Annotated in this window: 24 protein-coding genes; 7 read left to right on the plus strand and 17 right to left on the minus strand. The window is 67.6% G+C overall.

Annotated features, from left to right (window positions below):
* Positions 1-3: 3 nt before the first annotated feature.
* Both WB461_RS00850 and WB461_RS00855 read right to left on the minus strand, forming a co-directional pair.
* Positions 4-1,041: a glycerophosphodiester phosphodiesterase gene (locus WB461_RS00850; protein WP_423850834.1), complete on the minus strand. Its 1,038-nt coding sequence runs from the start codon at positions 1,039-1,041 to the stop codon at positions 4-6.
* A 7-nt stretch (positions 1,042-1,048) separates the two neighbouring features.
* The gene (locus WB461_RS00855) at positions 1,049-2,545 is read right to left on the minus strand and encodes a gamma-glutamyltransferase (protein WP_423850835.1); all 1,497 of its coding nucleotides are present in this window, start codon (positions 2,543-2,545) and stop codon (positions 1,049-1,051) included.
* A 279-nt stretch (positions 2,546-2,824) separates the two neighbouring features.
* Here WB461_RS00855 and WB461_RS00860 point away from each other — a divergent pair, with 279 nt between their 5' ends.
* Together WB461_RS00860 and WB461_RS00865 are read left to right on the plus strand one after the other, a co-directional pair.
* The gene (locus tag WB461_RS00860) at positions 2,825-3,769 is read left to right on the plus strand and encodes an iron-containing redox enzyme family protein (protein ID WP_423850836.1); all 945 of its coding nucleotides are present in this window, start codon (positions 2,825-2,827) and stop codon (positions 3,767-3,769) included.
* The gene (locus WB461_RS00865) at positions 3,766-3,978 is read left to right on the plus strand and encodes a CDGSH iron-sulfur domain-containing protein (RefSeq protein ID WP_423850837.1); all 213 of its coding nucleotides are present in this window, start codon (positions 3,766-3,768) and stop codon (positions 3,976-3,978) included. The genes WB461_RS00860 and WB461_RS00865 overlap by 4 nt, the downstream gene beginning before the upstream one ends.
* Positions 3,979-4,027: 49 nt before the next feature.
* On the opposite strand, the gene WB461_RS00870 is transcribed toward WB461_RS00865, so the two are convergent.
* The 10 genes from WB461_RS00870 to guaB form a co-directional block, all read right to left on the minus strand.
* The gene (locus WB461_RS00870) at positions 4,028-4,459 is read right to left on the minus strand and encodes an SRPBCC family protein (protein WP_423850838.1); all 432 of its coding nucleotides are present in this window, start codon (positions 4,457-4,459) and stop codon (positions 4,028-4,030) included.
* A 179-nt stretch (positions 4,460-4,638) separates the two neighbouring features.
* Positions 4,639-5,283 (minus strand): hypothetical protein, encoded by a 645-nt coding sequence (locus tag WB461_RS00875; RefSeq protein WP_423850839.1) that lies wholly within the window; start codon positions 5,281-5,283, stop codon positions 4,639-4,641.
* 49 nt (positions 5,284-5,332) lie between these two features.
* Entirely contained in the window at positions 5,333-6,892 is a 1,560-nt protein-coding gene (guaA, locus tag WB461_RS00880) for a glutamine-hydrolyzing GMP synthase (protein ID WP_423850840.1), read from the minus strand.
* Between the two features lie 227 nt (positions 6,893-7,119).
* Positions 7,120-8,850: a GMC oxidoreductase gene (locus WB461_RS00885; protein WP_423850841.1), complete on the minus strand. Its 1,731-nt coding sequence runs from the start codon at positions 8,848-8,850 to the stop codon at positions 7,120-7,122.
* A 97-nt stretch (positions 8,851-8,947) separates the two neighbouring features.
* Entirely contained in the window at positions 8,948-9,316 is a 369-nt protein-coding gene (locus WB461_RS00890; RefSeq protein WP_423850842.1) for a cupredoxin domain-containing protein, read from the minus strand.
* 117 nt (positions 9,317-9,433) lie between these two features.
* The gene (locus WB461_RS00895) at positions 9,434-10,240 is read right to left on the minus strand and encodes an MOSC domain-containing protein (RefSeq protein WP_423850843.1); all 807 of its coding nucleotides are present in this window, start codon (positions 10,238-10,240) and stop codon (positions 9,434-9,436) included.
* On the minus strand, positions 10,240-10,707 hold the full coding sequence (locus tag WB461_RS00900) for a GNAT family N-acetyltransferase (protein WP_423850844.1): 468 nt from the start codon (positions 10,705-10,707) through the stop codon (positions 10,240-10,242). The genes WB461_RS00895 and WB461_RS00900 overlap by 1 nt, the downstream gene beginning before the upstream one ends.
* Positions 10,704-11,810, minus strand: coding sequence for a GuaB3 family IMP dehydrogenase-related protein (locus WB461_RS00905; protein WP_423850845.1), 1,107 nt, complete (start codon positions 11,808-11,810; stop codon positions 10,704-10,706). Before WB461_RS00905 ends, WB461_RS00900 begins: the two co-directional genes overlap by 4 nt.
* A gap of 26 nt (positions 11,811-11,836) precedes the next feature.
* Complete coding sequence (locus tag WB461_RS00910) at positions 11,837-12,961, minus strand: NYN domain-containing protein (protein WP_423850846.1); 1,125 nt, start codon at positions 12,959-12,961, stop codon at positions 11,837-11,839.
* 68 nt (positions 12,962-13,029) lie between these two features.
* The gene (guaB, locus tag WB461_RS00915) at positions 13,030-14,541 is read right to left on the minus strand and encodes an IMP dehydrogenase (RefSeq protein ID WP_423850847.1); all 1,512 of its coding nucleotides are present in this window, start codon (positions 14,539-14,541) and stop codon (positions 13,030-13,032) included.
* Positions 14,542-14,647: 106 nt separating this feature from the next.
* On the opposite strand from guaB, the gene WB461_RS00920 reads away from it, so the two are divergent.
* A complete protein-coding gene (locus WB461_RS00920; RefSeq protein ID WP_423850848.1) occupies positions 14,648-15,253 on the plus strand; it encodes a TetR/AcrR family transcriptional regulator in 606 nt (201 codons plus the stop codon).
* A 32-nt stretch (positions 15,254-15,285) separates the two neighbouring features.
* Here WB461_RS00920 and WB461_RS00925 read toward each other — a convergent pair whose 3' ends face one another.
* The 3 genes from WB461_RS00925 to groES all read right to left on the minus strand — a co-directional run bounded on the left by WB461_RS00925 (position 15,286) and on the right by groES (position 18,761).
* Complete coding sequence (locus WB461_RS00925; RefSeq protein ID WP_423850849.1) at positions 15,286-16,710, minus strand: RNB domain-containing ribonuclease; 1,425 nt, start codon at positions 16,708-16,710, stop codon at positions 15,286-15,288.
* 69 nt (positions 16,711-16,779) lie between these two features.
* Positions 16,780-18,384, minus strand: coding sequence for a chaperonin GroEL (gene groL / locus WB461_RS00930; protein WP_423850850.1), 1,605 nt, complete (start codon positions 18,382-18,384; stop codon positions 16,780-16,782).
* Between the two features lie 83 nt (positions 18,385-18,467).
* Positions 18,468-18,761, minus strand: a complete 294-nt coding sequence (gene groES, locus WB461_RS00935) for a co-chaperone GroES (RefSeq protein ID WP_056209271.1) — start codon at positions 18,759-18,761, stop codon at positions 18,468-18,470.
* Between the two features lie 255 nt (positions 18,762-19,016).
* Here groES and WB461_RS00940 point away from each other — a divergent pair, with 255 nt between their 5' ends.
* The 4 genes from WB461_RS00940 to WB461_RS00955 are packed head-to-tail and all read left to right on the plus strand — an operon-like array spanning position 19,017 to position 22,350.
* Positions 19,017-20,171: a THUMP-like domain-containing protein gene (locus WB461_RS00940; RefSeq protein WP_423850851.1), complete on the plus strand. Its 1,155-nt coding sequence runs from the start codon at positions 19,017-19,019 to the stop codon at positions 20,169-20,171.
* A 39-nt stretch (positions 20,172-20,210) separates the two neighbouring features.
* On the plus strand, positions 20,211-20,927 hold the full coding sequence (locus WB461_RS00945) for a LamB/YcsF family protein (protein WP_423850852.1): 717 nt from the start codon (positions 20,211-20,213) through the stop codon (positions 20,925-20,927).
* Positions 20,924-21,505 carry a 5-oxoprolinase subunit B family protein gene (locus tag WB461_RS00950; protein ID WP_423850853.1) on the plus strand — a complete coding sequence of 194 codons (582 nt, stop codon included), beginning with the start codon at positions 20,924-20,926 and terminating at the stop codon, positions 21,503-21,505. Before WB461_RS00945 ends, WB461_RS00950 begins: the two co-directional genes overlap by 4 nt.
* Positions 21,502-22,350 (plus strand): biotin-dependent carboxyltransferase family protein, encoded by an 849-nt coding sequence (locus WB461_RS00955; protein ID WP_423850854.1) that lies wholly within the window; start codon positions 21,502-21,504, stop codon positions 22,348-22,350. The genes WB461_RS00950 and WB461_RS00955 overlap by 4 nt, the downstream gene beginning before the upstream one ends.
* On the opposite strand, the gene WB461_RS00960 is transcribed toward WB461_RS00955, so the two are convergent.
* Positions 22,347-23,966, minus strand: coding sequence for a glycoside hydrolase family 3 protein (locus tag WB461_RS00960; protein ID WP_423850855.1), 1,620 nt, complete (start codon positions 23,964-23,966; stop codon positions 22,347-22,349). The genes WB461_RS00955 and WB461_RS00960 overlap by 4 nt on opposite strands.
* A gap of 48 nt (positions 23,967-24,014) precedes the next feature.
* Positions 24,015-25,058: a tRNA (adenosine(37)-N6)-threonylcarbamoyltransferase complex transferase subunit TsaD gene (tsaD, locus tag WB461_RS00965; RefSeq protein WP_423850856.1), complete on the minus strand. Its 1,044-nt coding sequence runs from the start codon at positions 25,056-25,058 to the stop codon at positions 24,015-24,017.
* Positions 25,059-25,096 lie beyond the last annotated feature (38 nt).

Consider the following 25,096-nt stretch of genomic DNA (forward strand, 5'->3'; position numbering starts at 1 on the left):
CGCCTACGCAGTGGCTCGGGTGGCGGCCAACGAGCGGCGCTCCTCCCACCGGGAGCGCGCCAGCACGGCGGTCTTGGTGTAGTCGGAGAAGACCCCGTCGACCCCGGCCTCGAAGAAGGAGAGGTACTCGCTCTCCGCGTCGCCGTGCGCGGCCTTGTTGGTGCTGGAACGCAGCTCGGTCGGGAGGAAGTTGTTCTCGCTTCGCATCGTCCAGATGTGCACCAGCAGCCCGGCATCGTGCGCGCGACCGACCAGCCCGGTCTCGCCAGCCAGCCGGTACCTCTTGTCGCGCGCGATCACCTGGCTCTTGTTGGGCCCGATCCCGTCGGCGTAGGTGGCGATCGCTGCCAGCTCGGCGGGGGAGGTCAAGGCCGCATACGTCCGGGGGTCACGAGCATCCATCAAGTCGTACGGAGCGCCCTTGCGGTCCATCAGCTGGATCAGGGGCAACGGTGTCCGGTCCCGCAGTCCTCGCAGGTTGCCGGTCTCCATCGACTGGATGATGACATGAGTGCCGGTCCGGTTGACTCCTCGGCGCTCCAGCGCCTCGATCAGCAGGTCGTTGAGGTCCAGACCGATGCCCGCGAAATAAGTCGGATGCTTCGTCTCGACGTACACCCCGATCGGCCTCCTCCGGCCGGCTTCCTCCGCGATCAGCAGCACCTCGTCAAAGGTCAGGATCTGCTCGGCGTGCTCCAGCCGGATGTTCTGCGGACGCAGCGCCGGTAGCCGCTCGCGCACCCGCAAGGTCTTGATCTCCGCGAGCGTGAAGTCTTCGGTGAACCACCCCGTGTGCGGCACCCCGTCGATGAACTTGGAGATCTTGCGCTCGACGAACTCAGGTCGTTCCGCGACGTCCGTCGTGCCGCTGATCTCATTCTCGTGGCGGACCACCAGGACACCGTCCTTGGTGCTGACGACGTCCGGCTCGATGTAGTCGGCACCCTGCTCGATCGCAAGCAGGTACGACGGGCGGGTGTGCTCCAGCCGTTCGCCGGGCACTCCACGGTGGGCGATCACGATGGGCGGTGTCAGGGACACCCCACCATCAAAGCGCATCGGGTACGGGATCCGGGGCGGCGCGCACGAGCCGGATCGCACCATCGCGACGGGGGTCGGCGGCCGCGACGAGGTGTCCGTCGTGCCGACGAAGCGTCGCTGCCACGCCGCCGTAATACATCGTCAGGTCGGTCTCGGTCTTGACGACCTCTTCGATCCGGCCAGCGCGGTGAACGTGGACACGCGGGTGATTGATGGCCTGCTGCAGGCCCATCCCGCCCACGAATCCAGCGAGCGCCTGCACGATCGCGGTCGTGATCCGGTCAGCACCGGGCGAGCCGATCGCAAGGACAGAGCCATCGACGTGGTGGCCAACGGTCGGTGCCATGTTCGACAGCAGCCGAGCACCGGGCTGCAGCCCGTGCAGACCACCGGCGTTGAGCTCCTGTTCACCCAGGCAGTTGTTGAGCCAGATTCCGGTGCCCTTGGCGATCATGCCGGAGCTGTATCCCGAGGACACCGTCACCGCGCATGCCCCGCCATCGCTGTCGGTCGCTGAAATGTGTGCCGTCGAGCCGGATTCCAGCACCGCGAGATGGTTGCGGTCGACAAGGCGCAGGTATGCCGCGGCGTCGCGCTCGAGGTCGTCGCTGTGGTCGAGCACTTCGAGCCGGTGGCCCAGCACCGCTCGCTGCACCCGAACGAGGTGAGCGACATCCTCGGCGTCCCAGTGCGCGTTCGGCCGCCCTTCCAGCAGGCGCAGCATCGCCGCGATGCACACGCCACCGACCGAAGGTGGCGGATTGGTGCCGAAGGTCCAGTCCCCTACCGTCGCGAGCAGGGCTGGGCGAACCACCGGGCGGTAGGCGGCGAGATCGTCCGGGGCCAGGATCCCGCCTCGGTCCAGCACGTCCGCGCTGATCAGGCTGGCCAGGTCGCCGGTGTGCAGGACTCGGGGACCGTCGCTCGCGATCAATTCGAGGGAGCCGACCAGATCAGGCAGAACGATGAGCCCGGTCTCGAGCTCGCCGTCCGCGTCGTGGACCGCGGCGCGGCTCTGTGGATCCCAGCCGAAGATGTCGTCGTGGACGTACTCCAGGTAGTAGCGAGAGGCCGATCCCAGTCGGAAACCGCCTCGGGCGACCGCGATCGCTGGCGCCACGATCTCCCGCCACGGGACGCTCCCCCACCTGCTGTGTGCTTCGCCGAACGCGGCAAGAGACCCGTGCGCGGCGACGGACCCCGGCCCGATCGTGACGGTGACCCCGCCGCCGTACGCCGTCTCGATGTCCCAGGTGCCACCCCCGAGGTCGCGGCCCCGGCCGGGCATGTCCATCCAACCGTCAACAGTCTGTGGTGGGCTGCCGTCAGCGGGTTGTACCGTGATGAACCCCCCTGAGCTCAGCGAGACGATGCCGACCTCGTTCACCATCGTGACCAGGGCCGCTGCCAGCGCGGCGTCGACCGCGTTGCCTCCGGACCGGGCCACCTGCTCACCCGCGTCGGCTGCAGCCTCGTTGGGCGCGGCGAGCGCGACGTCCGGCATGACCGCAGGCTACCCGTGGAGCCGATCACTCGCGCCGCAACCACATCCCCCACTGTGTGACCCCAGTCACAACTGACTACACGATTAGTTCGAATTGACTAGTCCACAATCTGTGGGTAAGGCTGTGAAAATCCCTCCGACAGCAGTCGGAGCACCTCGCAACAATCGTTGGTCTGGCTGTTTGTCGGGTCCGCGAAGGGGTACGTCCGTGCCGACCTGTTCCGCCCGGTCATGTGCCACGTGCATCGATGGCTGTTGGCCACCACGATGAGGACCCCGATGCTGCTCCCGAAGGCGCGCGGCGACCTGAGCCAGACATTGTTCGACGCACTCCGCCAGGGTGGTGACCAGATCTCGGGGGTCAGGGGCATCAACCCCACCGATCACGACGACGCCCAGATCGGGCTGTGGGCGATGTACGAGCTGCACTACAGCGGCTTCGAGGACGTCGACGACATGATGGAGTGGCACCCGGGCGTCCTCGAGCTGCGCAATGATCTGGAGACCGAGTTCGAACACACGCTGCGTCGCCGCCACCGGGTCACGCCATCCGAGGCCCCGTTCGCGGAGCACTTCTTCGCCTTCGTCGAAGCGCACGACGGCGCCTCGCTGGCGACGCACGTGCAGCGCCACGCTGACCGCGACGAGGTACTGGAGCTGCTCCGGCACCGCACGATCTACCATCTCAAGGAGTCCGATCCGGTCGCATGGGTAGTTCCGCGGCTCCCGACCGTCCCGAAAGCAGCGCTGATGGAGCTGCAATTCGACGAATATGGCGGCGGTGACCCCAACCGGCTGCACGGACATCTCTTCGCGCTCGGACTGGACGCCTCTGGTCTGCGCTCGGACTATGGCGCGTACATCGATGACGTCCCGGTCGAGACGCTGGAGGAGAACAACGCCATGTCGCTGTTCGGACTGCACCGTCGCCTGAGGGCCGCGGCCCTGGGCCATCTCGCGGCCTTCGAGGCCACCAGCTCGCTGCCGTCGCGGCGCATGGCGCAAGGTCTGGCCCGGCTCGGTTTCCCCGCAGAGATCGTGGCGTACTACGCGGAGCATGTCGAGGCCGATGCGGTTCACGAGCAGCTCGCGGTACGGACGATCTGCGGGTCACTGGTCGAAGCCGAACCACAGCTGGTCGACGACGTGATGTTCGGGGCGTTCACCTGCTTGGACCTGGCCGATCGCTACGCCCGCCGGATGCTCGAGCAGTGGGCGGCGTGACCGACGACCACCGGATCGAGCATCCGGACGTGATCCTCTGCCCGGGCGGACCCATGCTGATTCGCGGAGATCATCTGATCGAGGACGCCGACGGCCTGCTCCACCCAACCCGGCGCCCGGTCAGCGCCCTGTGCCGGTGCGGCAAGTCCAGCACCCAGCCATGGTGCGATGGCACCCACAAGGTGCTGCCCGACCGGACCAGGCCCTAGAACTCCCACCGGCAGAGGGAGCGTCGTCGGCCGACCTGAACCAACCGGCCTAGGTGTGGGAGGTGCCCCGCCGGCCCTCGACCACGAAGGCAAGTCGCCGCAGCGTCTCGACGTTGCGCCACTTCAGCGACAGTCCTGTGATCGGCGCAGGTATGGCCTTGCCCGGACCTGCCACGACCTCCTCCTCGATCGTGACCTCGGTCTGCACTCCGACGTCCTCCAGACGGATGACGACGTCAGCCTCACCCATCGGCCACGCCCGGGCGCGCAACGTGATCGATCGTCCTGGGACGGCAGCGAGCACTCTGGTGTGGTCGTCGATCATCACCGGCCACACGCCGACCGAGTGGTGGATGCGACTGCCCTTTGCGGGCCAGTCCTCATCGACGTCCCGAATTCTGGTCGCCCCCACGACCCAGAGCGGATAGAGCCAGCCGTCGGCCAGCACGTCCCAGACCTCGTCCGGCGTCGCGGTGATCATGCGCCGGTTCGACGTCACGGCGCACACTGCGTGAGTGATTCCTGCATGCCGTGGTCGTACCCCTGTCGAGGGCCGACAAACCGCACGACGGCTGCGGGCCCGTTTGCTGCGCCCGACACCGGGATCTCGAACAGACCCTGAGGCAATGAGAGGTGTCGAACCGACCACCAGAACGAGGATCAGTCGTAGTCAGACTCGTTGTCCAAGGAGATGAACTCCGAGGACTTCTGCGTCGTGGTCGAGCCGTTCTTCCTGATCAGCAGCGTGCCGTCATAGGCCTGCACGGTGAACGAGGTGCCATTCTGCTTGGCCACGAACGCGTCGAGCTGCGATGCGTAGCTGCCCGGAAGATCGATGACCTCACCGCCGGTCGGTCTGGTGACGAACCGAAAGGACTCGCCCGAGGCGTCCTTGCCGCAGATCGAGGTCTTCGCGTTCGTGGTCGTCGTCTTGTAGAGGATCACGGGGTAGGTGCCGCCGCAGCCCAGTCCGAGCCCGGACTTCTGCTGCTGCCCGGTGGAGACTGGGGTGACGCCACAGTCCGGAAGCAGGCTGTCCTGCTCGACACCCTCGACGTTGAACAGGGTGCCCGGACCCTCGCAGGTCGGTGCGGCCGTCGCCTTCGGGGCGCGCTTCGACGTGGTCGCCTCGGACGTCGGGATCGTGGTGAACGGCTCTGTCGTGCCCTGCGTGCCTGCCGACAGTGGCGTCGCCTGGTCGTCTCGGCCCAGACGCCACAGCGCGAAGGCCACCACCGCGACAAGACCGAGCGCGACAACGATCAGAAGCGCCTTCTTGGGCCTCTGCGCGGCGGTCTGGCTCACGGCGATTCCTTCTGATCGAATGCCCAGATCCTAACAAGCCCGGGAGCGATCACTCCCACTCGATCGTGCCGGGCGGCTTGCTGGTGATGTCCAGGACAACCCGGTTGACCTCGTCGACCTCGTTGGTGATGCGGGTCGAGATGCGCTCGAGGACCTCGTACGGGAGTCGGCTCCAGTCGGCTGTCATGGCGTCCTCGCTGCTGACCGGTCGCAGCACGACAGGATGACCGTACGTGCGACCGTCGCCCTGGACCCCCACCGAGCGGACGTCGGCGAGCAGCACCACGGGAAACTGCCAGATCTTGCCATCGAGCCCTGCGGCTGTGGTCTCCGCGCGAACGATCGCATCGGCCTCGCGGAGGATCCGCAGCCGTTCGGCGTCGACCGCGCCGACGATGCGGATCGCCAGGCCCGGTCCGGGGAATGGGTGGCGCCCGACGATGCCCTCGGGCAGGCCCAGCTGGCGGCCGACGTCGCGCACCTCGTCCTTGAACAGCGTGCGAAGTGGCTCGATCAGACTGAACTCCAGGTCCTCGGGCAGTCCGCCGACGTTGTGGTGGCTCTTGATGTTGGCGGCGCCCTCGCCGCCGCCGGATTCGACCACGTCGGGATAGAGCGTGCCCTGCACGAGGAATCGCACCGGCGGACCCGGCGTCGCCAGCACTTCGCGCTCCGCCTGTTCGAATGTGCGGATGAACTCGCGGCCGATGATCTTGCGCTTGACCTCCGGATCGGAGACGCCGGCAAGAAATCCCAGGAACTGCTCGCTCGCCTCGACAACCTTGAGGTCCACGCCGGTCGCCTTGACGTAGTCGGTCTCGACCTGCTCGGCCTCGCCCTCACGCAGCAAGCCGTGATCGACGAACACACACGTGAGCTGGTCGCCGATCGCCTGCTGCACGAGCGCTGCGGCCACCGCGGAGTCGACGCCGCCGGACAGTCCACAGATCACCCGCGCATCGCCCACCTCGGCCCGGATCAGCGCGACCTGCTCCTCGACGATGTTGCTGCTGGTCCAGGTCTGCCGACAACCGGCGATGTCGACGAGGAACGACTCGAGGATCCGCTGACCATGCTCACTGTGCAAGACCTCGGGGTGCCACTGGACGCCGGCGAGTCTGCGGCCGGTGTCCTCGAACGCGGCAACGGTCGCGCCCGCGGAATTGGCGTTGACGACGAACCCCTCCGGGGCAGCGACCACCTCGTCGCCGTGGGACATCCAGGAGGTGAGCGTCTCGGGAAGTCCGGCGAGCAGGGTGCCGGGCTCGAGGACGTCGACCGATGTCCGGCCGTACTCTCGCTGTCCGGTGTGGGCGACGTTGCCGCCCAAAGCCTGCGCCATCGCCATGAAGCCGTAGCAGATACCGAAGACGGGGACTTCGGCGTCGAACAACGTGGCGTCGAGCCGCGGCGCACCGGACTCGTAGACCGACGACGGCCCACCGGACAGGATGATCGCGGCAGGCTGCTTGGACAACATCTCCGCGACCGGCATGGTGTGCGGGACGATCTCGGAGTTGACCTGAGCCTCCCGCACGCGGCGCGCGATCAGCTGGGCGTACTGCGCGCCGAAATCGACGACGAGAACAAGGTCATGATCAGCGGTCACGTGGCACATCCTATCGGCCCGAAAATAAGTGGTGAAACGTCGTAACCATGCGAGAGCGGGGTCGTTTTACAGAGTGGATCTAACAACACTCCCTCCCGTTAGATCATGTGCTGCTCCTCGTGGCACAACAGGGCCCGACCCGTGAGCTCCCTCCCGGTCGGGCTCTGTGCGTTACGGGACATGTGCGTCACGGGACGGTCTGCGGCCCGCGAGCGAGCGGCTGGCCGTCAGGACACGCCGACGATCGGCAGTCTCAGTGCAGCAGGAGCGTCCGCCGGGACCACCGGGTGCTTTGGCGCAATCGGGTCCACCGAGCGGTACGGCTCGCCGACGGCCGGCCGCACGTCCGGCTCTCCCTTGTTGGGCCAGTACGACATGGCCCGCTCCGTCTGGGCCGTGATCGTCAGCGAGGGGTTGACGCCGAGGTTGGCGGTGATCGCCGAACCGTCGGCGACGTGGAGGCCGGGGTGGCCGAAGAGTCGTTGATAAGGGTCGACGACGCCGGTCTCCGGCGAGTCGCCGATCGCGCAACCGCCCATGAAGTGAGCCGTGAGCGGCACGTTGAACGGCTCCCCGATCGTGCCCCCGGGGGTGCCGCCCATCTCCTCGGCCATCATCTGCACAGCGCGGTGACCGGGCTCGATGAATGCTGGGTTGGGAGCGCCGTGGCCCTGCTTGGACGTCAGCTTGCGTCGGCCGGTGATGCCGCGCTTGGTGTACGTCGTGATCGAGTTGTCGTGCGTCTGCATGACCAGCGCGATGATCGTCCGCTCCGACCAGTGCCGCAGGTCGTACAGCTTGAGCAGGTTGCGCTTCTGCTTCCACATCTCCTTCAGCCACACGCGCCAACGCGGGGTGTCGCCGCTGCCGTCGGTCAGGACAGTCTGCATCAGCGACATTGCGTTGGAGCCCTTGCCGTAGCGGGTCGGCTCGATGTGGGTGAACTCGTCGGGGTGGAACGACGACGTGATCGCGACGCCCTCGCTGTAGTCGACATCCTTGCCGTCGGCGATCGAGCCCAGGAGGGCCTCCGAGTTCGTCCGGGTCAGCAGGCCGAGCCGGTCCGAGACATGTGGCAGATTCCCTTGATCCTTCATGGCGTGCAGCAGCTTCTGAGTCCCCATCGTGCTGGCTGAGAACACCACCTGCTCTGCGGTGATCTTCTGGTGCGGGCGAAAGCGCCGATTGGTTCGCCGGGTCTCGATCTCGTAGCCACCACCAGGCAGTGGGCGCACAGCCGTGACGGTCGTCATCGGGTGAACCTCCGCCCCGGCGGACTCGGCGAGATGCAGATAGTTCTTCACCAGGGTGTTCTTCGCGTTGTGCCGGCAACCAGTCATGCACTCACCACAGTTGAGGCAGGCATTGCGTTCGGGGCCGGCGCCGCCGAAGTACGGATCGGCAACCTTCTCGCCCGGCTGACCGAAGTAGACCCCGACGGGCGTGTGATGAAACGTACCGCCGACACCCATCTGCTCAGCGACCTTCTTGACGATCTCGTCGGCCGGTGACACGTACGGATAGACCGTGACGCCCAGCATCCGCTTGGCCTGGTCGTAGTACGGCGCGAGCTCAGACTTCCAGTCCGTGATGTGGCCCCACGCGGTGTCCCGGTAGAACGGGTCGAGCGGCTCGTAAAGCGTGTTGGCGTAGACCAGCGATCCACCGCCGACCCCGGCGCCCGAAAGGATCAGGACGTCCTTGAGCTTGTCGATGCGCTGGATGCCGTAGCACCCGATCTGCGGCATCCAGAGGAACTTGCGCAGCCGCCACGAGCTCGTGGCGAAGTCCTTGTCCGCGAACCGCTTGCCAGCCTCGAGCACCGCAACCCGGTAGCCCTTCTCGGTCAGGCGAAGAGCCGAGACGCTGCCACCGAAACCAGAACCAATGACAACGACGTCGTGATCGAACTCAGGCACGGCGTTTCCTCCTCCAGAAGCCCGCGAGGATCGCGGCATACTCAAAGTATGACATCGACGGTGGCGCATGGCCAACGACGAATGGCTGCCGCGCGCTGTGCCCCCGGCCCCTCCAGCCGCAGCGCGACACTGCGGACTAGCCGACGACTGTGAGCTTCTGCCGAATGCCGTCACCGGTCATGCCGGGCTTGCAGGCACCTTCATAGCTGCCCTGAGCCAGGTTGACCACCAACGTTCGTGACAGCCCCGGCCCGATGTTCTCGACTTCGCCCACGATCCGGTCACCGCTGGCGTACAGGTAGAACTCCGTGACCTTGTTGCCGGTGTTGGTGACCTTGAACGTGGACTCGCCGGCCTCGAGCTCGGTCTCCGAGATGATGCACGACGAATCCCCCGCGTCGACCGTCAGGGAGCTGGACGAGCCGGAGGAGCCGGCGTCCTTGGCGCACGCGCCGACGCCCAGGGTGACGGTCGCAACGACGACCAGCGCCATGAACTGCCTCATGCAGGATTCCTTCGGATCAGAGGTGCTTGCCTTGCCGATAAGGCAAGCCTCACCATGCTAGAACACTGACGGCTCGTGTCACCAGCCGGCCGCAGCCGCACGCTCGAGCGAATTTAGTCAGGACGCGATGACGGGGTCCCCGACCGACACCGTGCCGGTCTCCAACGGGACCACCCGGATGCCGAACCACGTCTTGCCGTCCCACCTTCGGTGTCGTGCCAGCGCCCGGATTGGCTCTTTGCCGTGCGCCAAGGTCACCGGGTCGATCGTCGTGACGACACATCGATCGCAGTGCTCGGCAAACCGGAACGCCACCTCCCCGATGTGGATGTGCCGCCAGTGGTCCTCGACGAACGGGGTGGCAGAGCCATCGATCACGATGTTGGGTCGGAACCGGCTCATGACCATCGGCTCGGCTTCGTGATCCTCGGCGATCCACGCATCGAGCTGGGCCAGCGAGGCGCTGGTCGCCACCAGCAACGGCCCCGCATCGGCCAAGTTCATCGGCTCGGCTCCACGCCCACCGTGCAGGTTGGAGATCGGCCTACGACCCGGATCGTCCTGCCACACCAGACGGACCGACTCACCCAGCACCGCGCCGAGCCACGCAGCCGGCTCATCGCCGGCATCGATCATGGTCGGCAGGCGCGAGACATTGACCGCGACCTCTTCGCCGTCGTGCGGGACCCGCACATGCAGTGGCGCCGAGCCGGATCGCGTCAATGTCAGCGCCCCGTCGGTGTGCGGCGTGGCGGTCACGGTCAGCAGCAGATCGTGCGTCGTCGCGTTGAGCCGGCTGCCGAACGGGTCGACCACCGCCCAGCGCCGGTCGTCGCGCAGCCCGGCGAGATCAACCTTGGAGTGCGTCAGACCGACGGGAGCGGTGGCCTTGATGGGGTGGATGTGAATGGAACCGACCTGCATCAGAGCAGCTTCTCAAAGCACAGTGAGTAGGTGGCCTGCTCGTACGGCGGATAGATCGGGATCGGCGTGTAGCCGTGACGCGCGTAGAACCGTAGCGCCGCGTGCTGCCGGTCGCCCGTATGGATCACGATGCGCTGGGCGCCCTCGTGGCATGCCGCGTCCTCCATCTCCGACAGCAGTGCGTCGGCGACCCCCGAGCCCCGGCTGCCGGGAACGACGTACATCCGCTTGATCTCGAGCTGACCGTCCAGACGGCGCAGGCATGCGTGTCCGATCGGACCCGCCTCGGCGTACGCGACGACGGTGGTGACGACAGAGCTGGGGTCGATGCCTTCGGCTCCCGAGCGATGCGCAGCCGCAGGGTCCGACGCGTACAGCTGATCGCCGAACGCCACGTGCTCGGCGCGCAGCGCCACGGCATCGGGATGCTCGAACGGCACCCGCTCGAGCTCGTAGCCGCCGCTCAACCGATCACGACCTCGACCCGCTGGAACTCCTTGAGGTCGGTGTATCCGGTTGTCGCCATCGCCCGGCGCAGTGCGCCGATCAGGTTCATCGTGCCGTCCGGCACCGAGGACGGCCCGAACAGCACCGACTCAAGATCTCCCACGGTGCCCATCTCGACCCGGGCGCCACGTGGCAGATCGGGATGCCACGCCTCTGCCCCCCAGTGGAAGCCACGACCCGGTGCCTCCACCGCGCGGGCGAAGGGTGAGCCGATCATGACCGCATCAGCGCCGCAGGCTATCGCCTTGGCGATGTCGCCGCTGCGACCGATCGACCCGTCCGCGATGACGTGCACGTAGCGGCCGCCGGACTCGTCCAGGTAGTCCCGGCGCGCTGCCGCGACGTCCGCGACTGCCGACGCCATCGGCACCGAGATGCCGAGCACGCTTCGCGTGGTGTGCGCAGCGCCGCCGCCGAAGCCGACCAGCACGCCGGCGGCTCCGGTCCGCATGAGGTGCAGCGCCGCTTGATATGTCGCGCATCCGCCCACGATGACCGGGACGTCGAGCTCGTAGATGAATTCCTTGAGGTTGAGTGGCTCGGTCTGTCCTGAGACGTGCTCGGCCGAGACTGTCGTGCCGCGGATGACGAACAGGTCGACTCCGGCCTCGACGACGACGTCGGCAAACTCCTTGGTCCGCTGCGGTGACAACGACCCGGCGACCGTCACCCCCGACGAGCGCATCTGCTGCAGCCGCGCCGTGATGAGCTCCGGCTTGATCGGCTCGGCGTAGATCTCCTGCAACCGTCTGGTCGCCAGGCCTCCCTCGACCCCGGCGACCTCGTCGAGCAGCTTTTCGGGGTTTTCGTAGCGGGTCCACAGACCTTCCAGGTCAAGGACGCCCAGCCCGCCGTGCTTGCCGAGGGCGATCGCGGTCTCCGGGCTCATCACCGAGTCCATCGGTGCGGCAACGACCGGGAGCTCGAAGCGGTAGGCGTCAATCTGCCAGGCTGTCGAGACCTCTTCGGGGTCGCGGGTGCGCCGACTCGGCACGATCGCGATGTCGTCGAAGGAGTACGCGCGGCGTCCCCGTTTGGCCGTGCCGATCTCGATATCTGCCATGGGTACAGCCTAGTGGTGGTCCCGGACTACTGAACGCCTCGCTCGATGTCGTCCAGCGAGAGGTCCGACAACATCCCGGCCGGATTCGCCGTGCGCCGCACCAGTACCGGCTGGACATCGTCACTCTCGCGCGCCAATGCGTACTGCGTGCCCGCCAGCGCGAACCGCAGCGCCCGCGACAGGGTGCTCACCCGTGCGTCTGAGGGGCTGAGCTGCGGGGCCGCGGCCTTGATAGCCATCGCGAGGATCGGCAGCGTTCCGCCAGCATTCGCCAGCTTGTCCGAGAAGCTGCGAACCTTCGGGTCCGACAGAACCTGCTTGACGATGTTCTTGTAGTCCTCCGGAGACTTCGCCGGGCCCGCATGCACGACCGAGATCTCCTTGGCCATCTCGTGCCAGTTGGCCTTTCCGCTCGGCTTCTTCGCGGCCGCCTGCTGCTTCGTCGGCTTCGGCTCTTGCTTCTTCGGCTCCTGCTTCTTCGTCGGCTTCGGCTCCTGCTTCTTCGCGGGCGGCCGATGCGTGTCCCCCCCCTGCGAACCCGGCTCGGGCTGCTGCTTGGCGGCCTTCTTCGCTGCCTTCTTGGCGACCGGCTTGCTCGCGGGGGACGTCGTGGACGCGGACTCGGCAGAGAAGACCGGCTGCAGCCCCGCGGCGGGCGGGGTCGGTTTGGTCTTGAGCGCGACGTACTGGTCGACCTCCTGCTCCAGCACCGAGTTCACCGGATGGTCAGCCAGCGTCGCGCCGATGACGTACTTGTCCAGCTCGTGAAGCCGGCGGACGAGCGGGACGAAGTCCCCATCGGCCGACACGATGATGAAGACCTCGAGGTGCTCCAGGTCGGCCGCAGCCCGCAGGCAGTCCACGACCAGCACGATGTCAGCGGCGTTCTTGTCGGCCTTCCCGACCGAGAAGACCTGGATCGGCTCGACGCCGCTGCGCTCGACGTCCCGGCGGTAGTCATCGATGCCGAGAGCACCCCAGTCGGCGTACGCGCGAGCCAGCGCGATGCTGCCGGCGCCGGCCTCGCGGGATGCCGCCTTCTCGAGCTGATCGAGGATGTCGTCCATCGACACGTCGGGGATCTCGAGCTTGCCGTAGCCCTTGAACAGGTTCTCCGCGTCGATGAAGACGGCAACGTTGCGATTGGTCACGTCACGAGGCTAACGGTGGTCGCACCGGTCGGTGACCGCACCACGCCTCGGAGTGCAACCGTCCGGCTTCAGCGCGATGCGTAGTTCGGAGCCTCGGCGGTCATCTGGATGTCGTGAGGGTGGCTCTCCTTGAGCCCCGCCGTCGTGATCCGGACGAACCTGCCGCGATCCTTGAGCTCAGGCACCGTGCGCGACCCTACGTAGAACATCGACTGGTGGAGACCGCCGACCAGCTGGTGCGCGACCGCTGACAGGGGGCCGCGATAGGCCACCTGGCCCTCAATGCCCTCGGGCACGATCTTGTCGTCGCTGACGACATCGGCCTGGAAGTAGCGATCTCTCGAGAAGGACTGCTTGCCGCGCGAGGCCATCGCCCCGAGCGAGCCCATCCCGCGATAACTCTTGTACTGCTTGCCGTTCATGAAGATGAGCTCGCCGGGGCTCTCCTCGCAGCCGGCCAGCAGAGATCCGACCATGACGGTGTCAGCACCGGCGACCAACGCCTTGGCGATGTCCCCGGAGTACTGCAGACCACCATCGGCGATCAGCGGCACGCCAGCCGGAGCGCAGGCCAGTGAGGCCTCGTACACCGCGGTGATCTGCGGGACACCGACGCCCGCGACGACTCGCGTCGTGCAGATCGACCCCGGCCCGACACCGACCTTGACGGCGTCGACGCCGGCGTCGATCAGGGCCTGCGCACCGGCCCGAGTCGCGATGTTGCCGCCGATGACCTGCACCGTGTCGAAGGCTCGGTCGGCCTTGATTCGACGCACCATGTCCAACAGCAGTCGGGCGTGACCGTGCGCGGTGTCGACCACGATGACGTCGACGCCGGCTTCCCGCAGCGAGTTGGCACGCTCCCACGAGTCACCGAAGAAGCCGACTGCGGCACCCACCAGCAACCGTCCATCCTCGGCCTTGCTGGCGAGTGGGTACTGCTCGGACTTGACGAAGTCCTTGACCGTGATCAGCCCGGCAAGGTGTCCCTCGGCATCGACGATCGGCAGCCGTTCGCGCTTGTGCGCCCGCAACAGCGAGGACGCATCCTCCCGGCTGATGCCGACCGGCCCGGTGATCAACGGCATCGGCGTCATGATCTCGCCCACGGTGCGGGTGGCCCATTCGGCGACCGGCACGAACCGCAGGTCGCGGTTGGTGATGATGCCGAGCAGCTTGTTGTCGGTGTCGACGACCGGCAGGCCCGAGACGCGGTACTCGCCGCAGATCTCGTCCAGCTCCTCCAGCGTCGCCTTCGGATTGATCGTGACGGGGTTGGGAATCATGCCGGTCTGGGTGCGCTTGACCAGATCGACCTGGTACGACTGGTCCTCGATCGACAGATTGCGGTGCAGGACTCCGATCCCACCCTCGCGCGCCATCGCGATCGCCATGCGCGACTCGGTCACGGTATCCATGGCGCTGGACAACAGCGGGATGCGCAGATCAAGCTCGCGGGTCAGGCGGGCCGTGGTGTCGACCTCGCTGGGAATCACGTCAGTCTCCCCCGGCAGCAGGAGCACATCGTCGTACGTGAGCCCGAGGGATGCGAACTTGTCAGGAATGCCCGTCTGCTCCATGGCTTGATGGTATCTCCCGGGCGAAGTCGCCGGGGCGGGGAGCATGCAGCTCGGGCGACTGACGGATCAGACGGCTCCTGACCCGTACCGCAGGTATGATCACACGATGAACCGCAAGCCCGGACGTCCCCGAGGACTCACCGTCGAGGCCATCGCGCAAGCCGCACTCGACGACGGGATCGGCACCTTCAGCATGCCGTCAGTCGCCCGACGGCTCGGCGTGGCGCACTCCGGGCTCTATCGCTACGTCGAGGATCGCGACGACCTGCTCGTGCAGGCACTCGACGTGGCGGCCGACCGCGAGTCGTGGCCTGAGCCCGACCTGCCGTGGGAAGAGCTGCTCAGCGAGATCTCCGAGACGGTGTGGCGCATGTGCGAACGCTATCCGGGGCTTGACCGAGCCTTCCAGCAGATTCCTCGACCTGCACCGAGCGTCTTGGCCCGGATGGAGAAGTACATCGAGTCACTTCAGGATCAGCGCTTCCTCTCCGAGGACGCTGCGGTCGCGGTCGAGTTCGCCATCACACTGGTGTTCGACTGCTCAGCGCACATGCGCAACTACGCCGCGATGCAGGCAGCGCATCCTGATCGCAAGGGCCTCCTCGTCCTCAAGGCCTACGACATCGACGAGGTGTGGGTCGGTCGCGGCTTCTACTTTCGCAAGCGCGACATCTTCATGGCCGGTCTGCGTACCCGTCGCGTCGACTCGTAGCCCCGGATGCCTGTCGCCGTCGCACGTTCACCTCATGTCGCCGACGCCGGGCGTCCACCGGTGTAGCTGAACTCGATCTCACGGTCCTGCGGATCCAGCGTGCTGAGCACCACGCTGACCTGTGCCCCCTCGACCAGTCCAGCCCCGATGCACCGCGCGATGACCGGCGGCTCGACCAGCATGACCTCGCCACCGGTTTCGTCGGCGTGCACCACGACACCCTCGAAGGCCTCCCCGATACGGCCCGTGAGCATCCACACCTCGGCCAGGTCGATGCACGCACGATCGGCCCCGGCAGCGCGCTGGTCCGACGTGCGCATGATGTCCGGCAAGGTGGGCAACGCATCGCGCACCCACTCCGGGACCTTGCTCCCAGTGCACAGCGCGAGGCACACCTCGGTGCCGAATCGGTCGGCCAGCCGGCGCAGTGGGGCCGTGACGTGTGCGTACGGTCCGCCGATCCCGGCGTGGTCGGCCTGCTCGGGCTCCGAGCCGTCGAACGATTCGTAGCCAGCGCCACGAAGCAGTCGGGTCGCCTCGGTCATCAATGCGATCGCGGCCGGCTGGTCCGGATCGAGGCCTGCGATGACCTGCGCCGGAGTCGCCCCGTCTGGCACCTGCACGCCCAGCGCCCTCGCGGTGCGCAGGAACTCCACGCCGACCCGGTGATCTGCGCGCGGCAGTGTCCGCAGCAGGCCGATTCGGGCCTCGATCATGAGCTGTGCGGCGGCCATCCCGGTCAGCAGCGAGATCTCCGCGTTCCATGCGTCGACGGCAGTCCGGATTCGCATTCGCACCCGCCAGTTGTCGCCAACGTGCACCACCTCCTGCTCTGGAAGTGCGAGCTCGATCGCCCCACGCTCGACTCGGACCTGCAGGCGCAGCCTGCCGAGATCCGCCAGCGGTTCGATCGACGGATGCGGAGTGCCGGCATCGAAAGCGGCCTGGACACCCTCATAGTCCAGCTGCGCGACCGAGCGCACGACCGCGCGACGCACGGAGGCGGGACCGGCGACCCCGTCCGACCCCACCTCGATGGTCCAGACTGCGGCCGCACGATCCTGACCCGCCAGCAGGCTCAGCTCTCCCTCGGACAGCAGCGGCGGGTGCAGTGGGACGCGCCCGTCCGGCAGATAGATCGTCTGACCGCGGCGTCGCGCCTCGGTGTCGACGGCCCCACCGGCCGGGATGGCCGACCCCAGATCGGCGATGGCGTAATGGACCCTGAAGCCGTCGCCCACACGTTCGAGGAAGACTGCCTGGTCCAGATCCTTCGAGCCGGGCGGATCGATCGTCACGAAGGGGACCTCGGTCGCATCCTCGCGGTCGTCGCGGGGGGCCGCAGCGATCGTCGCCGCCTCAGCCAGGACATCGGGCGGGAAGCTGTCTGTCGACGTCGCGGAAGGGAGCTCGAGCTCCGCCCGCACTCCGTCGAAGTCGTGCGGGATTGCGGTCATCGCACGAATGTATCGGGGAAAGCGAGAACGGGCCGCCCGATGGGGCGGCCCGCTCTCAGGTGGTGCTGATCAGTGCTGGTGACCGGCGTGCGCGTCGTCCGCCTCGTCAGCGGGCTTCTCGACGATCAACGTCTCGGTCGTGAGCAGCATGGCGGTGATCGATGCGGCGTTGGCCAGCGCCGAGCGCGTCACCTTGACCGGATCGAGAACGCCCTGGGCGACCAGGTCGCCGTACTCCTCGGTGGCCGCGTTGTAGCCCTGACCGGTCTCTCGGACCTTGTTGACGACAACCTCGCCGGAGACGCCGCCATTACGGGCGATCCACTCCAGCGGAGCGTCAGCACCGATGCGGACGATGCGAACACCGACTGCCTCGTCGCCGGTCAGGCCGAGGTTGTCGTCGAGCACCGACACGGCGTGGACGAGAGCCGAGCCGCCGCCGGCGACGATGCCCTCCTCGATCGCCGCACGAGTCGCCGAGACGGCATCTTCGATGCGGTGCTTCTTCTCCTTGAGCTCGACCTCGGTGGCCGCACCGACCTTGATCACGCAGACGCCACCGGCGAGCTTGGCCAGGCGCTCCTGGAGCTTCTCGCGATCCCAGTCCGAGTCGCTTGACTCGATCTCGGCCTTGATCTGGCTCACGCGACCCTCGACCTCGCCCTTGTCGCCACCGCCGTCGATGATCGTCGTGTTGTCCTTGGTGATCACGACACGGCGTGCCGTGCCCAGCACCTCGAGGCCGATCTGGTCGAGCTTCAGGCCGACGTCCGGGGTGACGACCTGTGCGCCAGTCAGTGTCGCGATGTCCTGCAGCATGGCCTTGCGACGATCACCGAAGGCGGGAGCCTTGACTGCCGCCGAGGTGAAGGTGCCGCGAATCTTGTTGACGACGAGGGTCGAGAGCGCCTCGCCCTCGATGTCTTCGGCGATGATGAACAGCGGCTTGCCCGCCTGGACGACCTTCTCCAGGATCGGCAGCAGGTCGCTGACCGAAGAGATCTTGCCCTGGTTGACCAGGATGTACGGATCGTCGAGAACGGTCTCCATGCGCTCGGTGTCGGTCACCATGTAGGGCGACAAATAACCCTTGTCGAACTGCATGCCCTCGGTGAACTCCAGCTCGGTGCCCATCGTGTTGGACTCCTCGACCGTGATCACGCCGTCCTTGCCGACCTTGTCGAATGCCTCGGCGATCAGCGAGCCGATGACACCGTCACGGGAGGAGACCGTCGCGACGTCGGTCATGTCCTTGATGTCGTCGACATCCCGGGCGACAGTGTGGAGCTGCTCGACCACGGCTGCCACGGCGGCCTCGATGCCCTTCTTGAGACCGACCGGGTTGGCGCCGGCCGCGACGGCACGCAGGCCCTCGTGGACCATCGCCTGAGCGAGCACGGTGGCGGTCGTGGTGCCGTCACCGGCGACGTCGTTGGTCTTGGTGGCGACTTCCTTGGCCAGCTGGGCGCCAAGGTTCTCGAACGGGTCGTCGAGCTCGATCTCGCGAGCGACGGTCACCCCGTCATTGGTGATCGTGGGGGCGCCCCACCTCTTGTCCAGCACGACGTAGCGTCCCTTGGGACCGAGCGTCACCTTGACGGTGTTGGCGAGCTTGTCGACGCCGCGCTCGAGCGAGCGGCGGGCGGTCTCGTCGAATTCGAGAATCTTGGGCATGTCAGCTTCTTTCGAAAAATGTGGGTGCGACTGGAAACGTGAGAGGCCCCGGCGCCCCTCGGTGGGGGCGCCGGGGCATCAGATCACGAAACGACAGCGAGGACGTCGCGAGCGGACAGGATGAGGTACTCCTGGCCGTCGTACTTGACCTCGGTGCCGCCGTACTTGCTGAAGATGACCTTGTCGCCGACGGCGACATCCAGCGGAACGCGGTTGCCGTTGTCGTCGACCCGACCGGGTCCGACGGCAATGACATTGCCTTCCTGCGGCTTCTCCTTGGCGGTGTCCGGGATGACCAGACCTGATGCAGTGGTCTGCTCGGCTTCGACGGCCTGGATTACCAGACGGTCCTCGAGCGGCTTGATGGTGACCGACACGTGTCGACCTCCCCTTTCAGGCGGTGGAACAGTGGATGCTGGTGGGCGCGCCGTCGCGGGGGTCGCACTCACCGATGCTTGGCACTCTCATAGTGAGAGTGCCAATACGAAATCTAGCACGCCGCTGGCACTCGACCCAAGGGACTGCTAACCGGACCCCTCTCGAGCTCGTGTGGATCTCGCCGCTCGCGCCGAACGGTTCCCCGCGACCCTCCTGGTGGTGGTCGGGTCGACCGGCACGGCACACTTCACTCCATGGATCTTGAGACATTCGAGCAGCTGCTGACCCCCGCGGGTCAGCTGCTGCTCGCGGAGATCGCCGAGCGGGCCGGAGTCGAATCGGATCTGGCGCTCGGGACCCGACTCCGCAAGACCTATGTACCGGGCCTGGTGGCAGCCGCGGTCACCCAGAACCACCTGCGGGGCAAGGCAGTGGCGAAGTTCGGGGACGACGCCGCCCGGATGTACTTCACCCACGACGCCCTCGAGCAATCGACCCGCAGGTCCGTCGCCGACCACCGCGCCGCGCGGCTCGGGACCCACGGTGCGACCGCCGTCGTCGACCTCGGGTGCGGCATCGGGGGCGACCTCGCCGCGCTGGCCCGGGCTGGCTTGCGGGCACGCGGCGTCGAGCTGGACCCCGTACGAGCGGCCATCGCCACGGCGAACCTGGGCGCGCTCGAGCTGGATGGCGAGGTCATCTGCGGCGACGTGCGAGAGGCGGCGATCAGACCCGACGAGGTCGCGTTCGTCGACCCCGCGCGCCGGGACGGCCGCGGGCGCACCTTCTCGACCGCGGAGCTGCAGCCACCATGGGACTGGGTGCGCCATCTGCTGGCCGGACGGGCCGTCGCCAAGCTCATGCCGGGTCTGGCTCACGATGTCGTCCCACACGGCGTCGAAGCCGAGTGGGTCAGCGATCGCGGCAGTCTGGTCGAGGCATGCCTCTGGGGCGCGCCGTTCGCGTCCGCAACCCGACGAGCCACCGTGCTGCCCTCCGGCGCTGAGCTCGTCGCGACCGGTGAGCCGGCCGCGGTCGCCGACGTCGGCCCGTATCTCTACGAGCCGGACGACGCGGTCATCCGCGCCGGGCTCGTGAGCGAGCTGGCGGCGAAGCTCGGCGGCTGGCTGCCCGATCCTCACATCGCGTACATCGCGTCAGACGGCGTCCACCCGACGCCGCTGGCGCGTGGCTTCCGGATCGTCGATGAGCTGCCCTTTCGGGAGAAGCCCCTGAAGGCGGCACTCCAGGTCCGACGAATCGGGACCCTGACCATCAAGAAGCGCGGCGTCGACATCGTTCCCGAAGAGGTCATCCGCAGGCTCAAGCTCAAGGGGCCCAACACCGCGACGGTCGTCATGACTCGGGTCTTGGGCGAGGGCCGCGCATTTCTGGTCGACCGACTCTGAACCACCGGGTGGCATGAACTGCGGCGCTACCCTCGGGACATGCGGATCGACCTCAACGCCGACCTCGGAGAGTCCTGGGCGCGCTGGGAGTCCGGGCACGATGTCGCGCTGCTCGACATCGTGACGAGCGCAAACGTCTGCTGTGGGGCGTATGCGGGTGATCCTGATCTGATGCGGGCGACGTGCGAGGCCGCCGTACGACGCGGCGTCGCCATCGGTGCACAGGTCGGCTATGCCGATCGCGAAGCCTTTGGCCGCCGGGACGTCGACCTGCCGGATGACGTGCTGACCAACGAGGTGCGCGACCAGATCAATCTGCTCGACCACATCGTCCGATCGGTCGGCGGCCGATTGACCTACGTCAAGCCGCACGGCGCGCTCTACAACACGATCGTCCATGACGAGGTGCAGGCCCGAGCAGTCGTCGACGCCATGATCTCGCTCACCGAGCAGCTGCCTCTGCTCGGCCTGCCGGGTTCGGTCTCCCTGGCGATTGCCGAGGCCGCTGGCATCCGGGGCATCCGCGAAGGGTTCGCCGACCGCGCCTACACGTCCCAGGGGCGCCTCGTCCCACGCAGCGAGCCCGGCGCAGTGCTCGATGACCCGGATCTCGTCGCAGCCCAGGCCATTCGACTGATGGGCAGCGTCGAGTCGGTGTGCGTTCACAGCGACAGCCCCGGCGCCCTGGTCCTGGCCCGAGCCGCCCGGACGGGTCTCGAGGCGGCCGGCGCGCAGCTGGCGAGCGTCGAACCGTGAACATCAGACCGTGCGGAGACACCGCCCTCCTGCTGGACTGCGGGTCGCTGGCGGAGGCGCAGATCTGGTTCGAGGCACTGCGGAACGAGGCCGACGTGGTGCTCGGAGCGCGCAGCGTCCTGCTCCGCGGCAGACCAGCCGATCTCCGGGCGCTGGTCGCACGTACCTCGCTGTCCGAACCGTCTGGCCCGGGAGTGGTGGAGCAGGTCGAGATCGACGTCGTCTACGACGGCCCGGACCTCGACGAGGTGGCTCGACTCACCGGGCTGACGTCGCGGGAGGTGATCGCAGCACACACCGGCTCCTCGTGGAGGGTGGCGTTCGGAGGATTCGCCCCGGGATTCTCCTACCTGGTCGACGGTGACTGCCGCCTGCAGGTGCCGCGACGAGCCTCGCCCCGGATCTCGGTCCCGGCGGGATCTGTCGGCCTGGCCGGCGAGTTCAGTGGGATCTATCCCCGCGAGTCGCCCGGCGGGTGGCAGCTGCTCGGCCGCACGGCCACCACGATGTGGGACTCCGGACGTGAGCCGCCGGCGCTGCTCCACCCCGGAATGGCCGTACGGTTCGTGGCTTCATGACACTTCTTGTCGAGCTGCCCGGGCCGCTGAGCCTGGTCCAGGACCTGGGTCGGCCAGGGCTGGGCCATCTCGGCGTCAGCCCGTCTGGATCCTTCGACCGCCGTGCGGCCCGGCAGGCCAACGCGATCCTCGCCAATCCGGTCGGCCGTCCCCTCATCGAGTCCCTGGGCGGGCTCGTGCTGCGCGCGGAGTCCGCTCACGCCGTCGCGGTGACCGGCGCCTCCAGCGACATCGCGGTGGATGGACGTACTGCGCCTTACGGGCGGGCTGTCCTGCTGCGACCCGGACAGGTCCTGCGGCTCGGCATCCCCACGACAGGCATGCGCACGTACGTCGGCGTCGCCGGGGGGCTCAACCCGGGTTCTGAGCTCGGCTCAGCGTCCACGGACACGCTGTCGGGGCTCGGCCCCGCTCCCCTTCGATCCGGCGAACGTCTCGCGGTTGGGCCGTCCTCGGCGATACCCGATCTGGAGGACGTCCCACCGCTCGGGAGCAGCGGGGACGCCACCCTCGACGTGATGTTGGGTCCGCGCGACGACTGGTTCACACCTGAGGCCGTCCGACTGCTGCTGCAGCACTCGTGGCAGGTCAGCCCGGACTCCAGCCGCATCGGCGTCCGCCTCGTCGGTGCCACTCTCGAACGATCACGGCACGACGAGCTGCCCAGCGAGCCGTGTGTCCGCGGAAGCATCCAGATCGCGTCCGACGGTCAGCCCATCGTCCTGGGCCCCGATCATCCTGTGACGGGCGGTTATCCAGTCATGGCCGTCGTGGCCGACACGCACGGCGACCGGCTCGCCCAGGTCCGACCGGGCCAGGTCGTGCGATTCCGTCGAACCTTCTAGCAGCGGGTCGTGGCCGGGAGCCCGACCTCGACGGGCAGCCGACCGAGAGCGCGCTGCCGCCCGAGCAGGATCTTGACGAGGGCCCGCATCGCGGGCACGTCGGCTCCGTACAGAGCAACCTTCGTGGGCGCTGCGCTGCTCGCCAGCCCATACGGGGTGTCGGTCGACACCACGATGTCGGCGCTGGCCGACCGGTAGCCCGGGCCCAGGAAAGCGATCGACGTCCCAGCACCCAGTGGCAGACCCAGCTCCTGCGCGGCCGTCCGGAAGGCGGCCACGGCCGACGCCTGGCCGGTCGGGACGATCGCCGTCACCGCCGGCACGGGGCACGGGTGGGCGACCACGGTTGCCGCCAGGGCGCTGAGCGCCTCGGACTCCTCGGTATGGCTCCCTGGGGTGCCGGGCAGCGTCTGGAGCTGCTGCACGTGCAACAGGTGGGCGATCACCCGGGCCGCAGACTTGCGGGCCTGCTGCTCCGGAAGCTCGCCGGACTTGAGCGCTTTCAGGACAGCGGCATGGGCCTGTTCGTTGTCGGCAGGCATCAGGGCCAGGTCACTGCCAGCCTTGAGCGCCGCGACGGTGGCATCGCCTCCGGGGTGGCGGGACATCACTGCGCCCATCCCCAGCGAGTCGCTGATCACGATGCCGTCGTAGCCGAGGTCGTCTCGCAGTCCCTTCGTCACAGCCTTGTAGGACAGTGAAGCCGGAACCCCCCGCTCGATCAACGGCACATCGAGGTGACCCGTCATGATTCCGGGCGCTGCAGCGCTGATCGCCGCCACGAACGGGACGAGATCGTGATTGCGCAGGCGACTTCGGTCGCTGTCGAGGACCGGCAGTCCACGGTGGCTGTCGGTCGCGACGTTGTGGCCCGGGAAGTGCTTCACCGCCGAGATGAGACCTGCGTCGGAGTACCCGTCGATCGCCGCGACGACGGCGCGCGCCACGATGTCGGGATCGGACCCGGCCGAGCGACTACCGATGATCGGGTCGGCCGGACCGATCGTGATGTCACCGCTCGGCGCGAAGACCATGTTGTAGCCCGCTGCTCGCAGCTCGGCACCGGAAGCGCGTGCTGCCGCGGTGACGGCCAGCTCACCGTCGCGGCCGTGGCCAGTGATCGCCGCACCGGCCGACATGAAGGTCGGGAAGGTGGTCAACGGATCGGTCAACCGGGCCACGAGGCCGCCCTCCTGATCGATCGGCACCATGACGGGATAACCGCGCCCCTCACCTGCGTCCTGGAGCTCTTGGTTGAACGCCTTGACCTGGTCGAGCGGATCGTTCGTCGTGACGTCGAGGATCTGCTGGCCCGTGACCATGACCCCTGCAAAGTGCTTGTCCCGCACGAGGGCGAGAGACGACTCGTGGGAGAAGCTTCTCGCCACGATGAGCTGACCGGCGAGCTCGTCCAGACTCAGTTCTGCTGCCAGCGACGCACCGCTGGCCCGCTCGGCATCGGTCGGCACCCAGCCGACCGGTTCGGGAGCGGGCTCGGCTGTCGGCGCAGTGGTCGTCGGGGACACCACCGCTGGGGTGGTGCGCTCGTCGCCGGGGCCCGCAATCTCAGCCGCCCAGCCCGCGCCGCCGAGGACCAGCATGAGCGCAAGGGTCATCCTGACGGCGGCACGCTGACGCCCGCCGTCAGTTGGGTGCGCCATCCGCTACGCCGCCACGACCTGGATCACCGGCATGCTCGAGTCGACCGGCAGGTCCAGCGACGACGGCGCTACTCCACGGCGCACGACCTCGGCCCCTAGCGCAGCGACCATCGCACCGTTGTCGGTGCACAAGCCCATGCGCGGCACGCGGACCTGGATGCCGGCCTTGGCTGCGCGTTCCTCGGCCAGGTGCCGGAGTCGGCCATTGGCTGCCACCCCACCGCCGATGATCAGTGTCTCGACGTCATGGTCGAGGCACGCCGCGATTGCCTTGCTCGTCAGCACGTCACACACCGAGTCCTGGAACGATGCCGCGATGTCGGCGACCGCGAATCTGCGCCCCATCCGGTCCTCGTGCTGAACGTGCCGGGCCACGGCGCTCTTGAGTCCGGAGAACGAGAAGTCGTAACGATGCTTGTCCAGGTCCCGCCCCGTCAGGCCTCGGGGGAAGGCGATCGTGGTCGGATCGCCCTCGCGGGCCACTCGATCGATGTGCGGACCACCGGGATAGGGCAGGCCGAGCAGCCGGGCAACCTTGTCGAATGCCTCCCCTGCCGCGTCGTCGATCGTCTGGCCCAGGAGCGTGATGTCGGTGACGATGTCGTCGACCAGCAGGATCTCGGTGTGCCCGCCGCTGACCAGCAGCGCCACGACGCGCTCGTCGAAGCGGCCGTGATCGAGCTGATCGACCGCGACGTGCGCCGCGAGGTGGTTGACGCCGTAGAGCGGCTTGTCGTGGGCCAGTGCGAGGGCCTTGGCTGCGGCGACCCCCACCAGCAGCGCACCGGTCAGCCCGGGGCCGCTGGTGACTGCGATGGCGTCGACATCCTGCACTCGAACGCCACATTCGGCGTACGCCTGCTCCAGTGTCGGAACCATCGCCTCGAGGTGGGCGCGGCTCGCTACCTCAGGCACGACCCCACCGAAGCGGACGTGCTGCTCCATGCTCGAGCTGAGGGCGTGCGCCAGAAGTTCAGTGCCGCGCACGATGCCGACGCCGGTCTCGTCGCACGACGACTCGATGCCCATCACCAGGGGTTCGCTCACCAGATCATTGTGGCAGGGTCGCGCAATGGTTCCGGCGG

It is taken from the genome of Aeromicrobium sp. (assembly GCF_049587115.1).
Lineage (GTDB): Bacteria > Actinomycetota > Actinomycetes > Propionibacteriales > Nocardioidaceae > Aeromicrobium.